This is a genomic window from Candidatus Desulfolinea nitratireducens, assembly GCF_982879505.1.
Map to the genome: position 1 here is coordinate 1 of NZ_CEYOSI010000210.1, position 3,404 is coordinate 3,404.

Below are 3,404 nucleotides of genomic sequence, written 5' to 3' on the forward strand. Positions count from 1 at the left end.
GGAGAAAATACGGATCATCCATCCTGCCATTGGTGGCGCATTTGGCGGACGGGAAGATATGTCCGTGCAGATTGTACTCGCCCTGGCGGCACTACGTCTGCACGAGCGGGGGATCAATCGTCCTGTCAAAATCATCTGGACCCGCGAAGAATCGATCATCGGTCATGCCAAACGGCATCCCTTTTACTTCAAGGCCCGTTGGGGCGCGACGAAAGAGGGCAAAATAGTCGCCGCCGAAATTGACGCGGTCTCTGATGCCGGGGCATATATGTATACTTCCAACAAGGTGCTCGGAAATGCTACCTTGATGTGTGCCGGTCCATACGAAATTCCCAACGTTAAAATCGATACGCGTTCTGCTTATACCAATAATATTCCCACTGGCGCCTTACGTGGATTTGGGGCTCCGCAGGGCGCATTTGCTGCCGAAATGATGGTCGCCAAGCTGGCCGAAAAATTGGGGATGGACCCGGTCGAACTCAGGATGCGAAATATCCTCCACGAAGGCTCGTTGATGTCAGTTCAGACCCCATTGACCGGAAACGCTACCATTGACAAAGTTTCTGAACGATGCGCCGAAGAATCTGGATGGAAACAAGACGATGATGGCTGGAAGTTGGTGGACATACCCATCCAGGATAAATCCCGCCCTCACGTTAAACGCGGGATCGGATTTGCCTGCGGTTTCAAAAACACAGGATTTTCCTTTGGCTATCAGGAAAATTCCTGGGCAAAGATCGAAATTCATGGTGAGTCTGAAATCGAAAAAGTGATTGTCCATCATGGCGCAGCGGAAGTGGGGCAGGGAGCGCATACGGCCATCATGCAGGCTGCTGCAGAGGCTGTAGGTACAACTTACGATAAAATTGAATTCGTTGGGGAAGATAGCAATATTGAAGGTGACTCTGGCAGCTCGTCTGCATCCCGAATGACCTTTATGGCATTAAATTCAGTTAAGGGCGCAGGCGAATTAGCCTTGGATAAATGGCAAAACGAAGAACGCCCGGCCATCGCTGCATACAAATACCTTGCACCGAAAACGACTCCCTATGACCCAGAGACTGGCAAAGCGACTCCAAATGTGGCCTATGGACATTGTGCACAGGTTGCCGATCTTGAAGTGGATACGGAAACCGGTCATATTCGGATCCTCAATATGATCTCCACCTGTGATCTTGGGAAGGCCATAAACCCGCAACAGGTCGTCGGTCAGATCGAAGGCGGCACAATCCAAACCATTGGCTATGCACTCATGGAGGATTTTATCCATCAGGATGGCTACGTCCAAACTGCCGAGCTCTCCAATTATTTGATCCCGACCGTGCTTGATATCCCGGATAATTTCAAAACTGTGATCGTAGAATATGCTGATCCAAATGGTCCCTGGGGAGCACGTGGTGTTGGCGAGATGATGACTGTTCCCACCGCCCCGGCGATTACCGCAGCAGTGCATAATGCGACTGGGGTCTGGTTCGATGAATTCCCTCTCACTCCAGAACGTGTATTGCGTGGATTGGGAAAGATATAACCCCCCTCTAACTCCCCCCGCGAGCGGGGGGAGAAGGTATCCCTCCCCTGTTTCCGCTTTCAGAAACGGGGGAGGCTAGGTGGGGGCAGAGAAAAATCATGCCTTTTCCATTCATTCATGAAACGCAACCTATCACCAACTCTTTTCGCCAAAGCATATATGGTAATTTTATCTCCCTCTCTGATGGATATACGCATTACGAGTTAGGAGGGGAGAAAAATGCCGATACCGTTGTCCTCTTGCATGGATTTTCTATTCCACACTTCATCTGGGATCCCACCTTTTTCACGCTGATCGAGGCTGGCTACCGTGTATTACGCTATGATCTTTATGGACGCGGTTATTCTGACCGCCCCAAAACCGCTTATACTCTTGATCTCTTTGCCCGTCAGCTCTCCGATTTATTAGATGCGCTTGAAATTTCTGATCCCATCTACTTATGCGGTCTCTCGATGGGCGGCCCAATTTCTGCAACTTTCACCGCGCGCCATCCAGAGCGGGTCAAAAAGCTGGCCCTGTTCGCCCCAGTTGGAGGCAGTGCCATCCCACAAACCCTCCCTTTCAAATTACTATCAATTCCCGGCCTTGGCGAATTGCTGATGGGGCTGTTTGGCGAAAAAACTCTCGTCGATGGGATTGCAGAAGATTTTTACGATCCAAAGCTGATCGACCATTTCACCTCCCTGTACCGCCCGCAGCTTAAATTGCAGGGTTTCGGGCGCGCAATCCTTTCCACAATGCGGAATGATGCTCTCAGAGATTCATCCGCGGTCTATCGTCTCGTCGGGGAGACAGGAATCCCCGTCCTACTGGTTTGGGGACGCGAGGATAAAACTGTCCCCTACGAACAAAGTCAGGAAGTGGCAGCAAGCATTTCACAAGCAGCGTTTCATACCATCGAAAACAGTGGCCATATCCCCCACTACGAAAATGCAGACGAGGTTAATCCCATCCTCCTCCAATTCCTTCAAAAATAAATCAAAGAAAAACTATGTTCAATAAACTCTACCAATCTTTAATCAGGCATCGTTATAAACTGGCGATATTCATCCTGCTGGCCCTCTCCTCTGCGACCTGTGTGATGCTGGTCGGAGCGCGGGTTGCCTACAGCGACTCTGAACGTTATATCTCGCTGGTCTGGAATTTATTCCTCGCCTGGATTCCCTTTGTGCTGGCCTATCTTGCCTACGCCCTGTCGTGGAAACGGATCCTGATTTACTTTGTCATCCCGATCTTCGCCTTTTTGTGGCTGATCTTTTTCCCAAACGCGCCTTATTTAATCACCGATATACAACATCTCGCCGATGGATTGGGAGAGGCGCCTGTCTGGTTTGATGTCATTCTATTGATCTGGTTCTCCTGGACCGGCTTGCTCCTTGGCGTTGTTTCCTTATATTTAATGCAAGAGATCGTAAAAGATGAATTTGGGAAATTCTTTGGCTGGACACTGGTTTTTAGTGTCTCCATTCTCAGCAGTATTGGCGTTTATCTGGGGCGCTTCCTGCGCTGGAATAGCTGGGATATTCTCCACGACCCGGTCGAAATCCTCCGCGATTCATGGCATTTACTGCGCAGTCTGAGCCCCAGTGCGGCAGGATTCACTGCTCTTTTCACCGTATTTTTCCTTTTTGTTTATCTCACGATCTATGCCTTCGGACATCTCCATCAGGAGCATCATAATGCCTGACCTCATTCTTATTCGCGGAGGCGGAGATCTCGCCAGCGGGATCGCCTATCGCCTGCATAAATCTGGTCTAAAAGTTCTTGTCGCTGAACTCCCCCAACCGCTTTGTGTGCGACGAAAAGTATCCTTCAGCGAAGCCGTCTATGAGGGTGAGATCACCATCGAAGGAATTACTGGGCGACTCGTGAATAC

General features: G+C 50.0%; 3 protein-coding genes and 1 pseudogene. All 4 read left to right on the plus strand.

The genetic code is table 11. From position 1 onward, the window contains the following. The coding region (locus AC3DOM_RS14705) for a xanthine dehydrogenase family protein molybdopterin-binding subunit (protein ID WP_487919798.1) at nucleotides 1-1,528 on the plus strand (1,528 nt) is incomplete at its 5' end. A 98-nt stretch (nucleotides 1,529-1,626) separates the two neighbouring features. Then, a complete protein-coding gene (locus AC3DOM_RS14710; RefSeq protein WP_487919799.1) occupies nucleotides 1,627-2,505 on the plus strand; it encodes an alpha/beta fold hydrolase in 879 nt (292 codons plus the stop codon). 14 nt (nucleotides 2,506-2,519) lie between these two features. Continuing rightward, nucleotides 2,520-3,215 carry a DUF1361 domain-containing protein gene (locus tag AC3DOM_RS14715; protein ID WP_487919800.1) on the plus strand — a complete coding sequence of 232 codons (696 nt, stop codon included), beginning with the start codon at nucleotides 2,520-2,522 and terminating at the stop codon, nucleotides 3,213-3,215. Next, nucleotides 3,208-3,404: pseudogene (locus tag AC3DOM_RS14720) on the plus strand (selenium-dependent molybdenum cofactor biosynthesis protein YqeB); the annotation flags it as partial. The gene AC3DOM_RS14715 and the pseudogene AC3DOM_RS14720, both read left to right, overlap by 8 nt.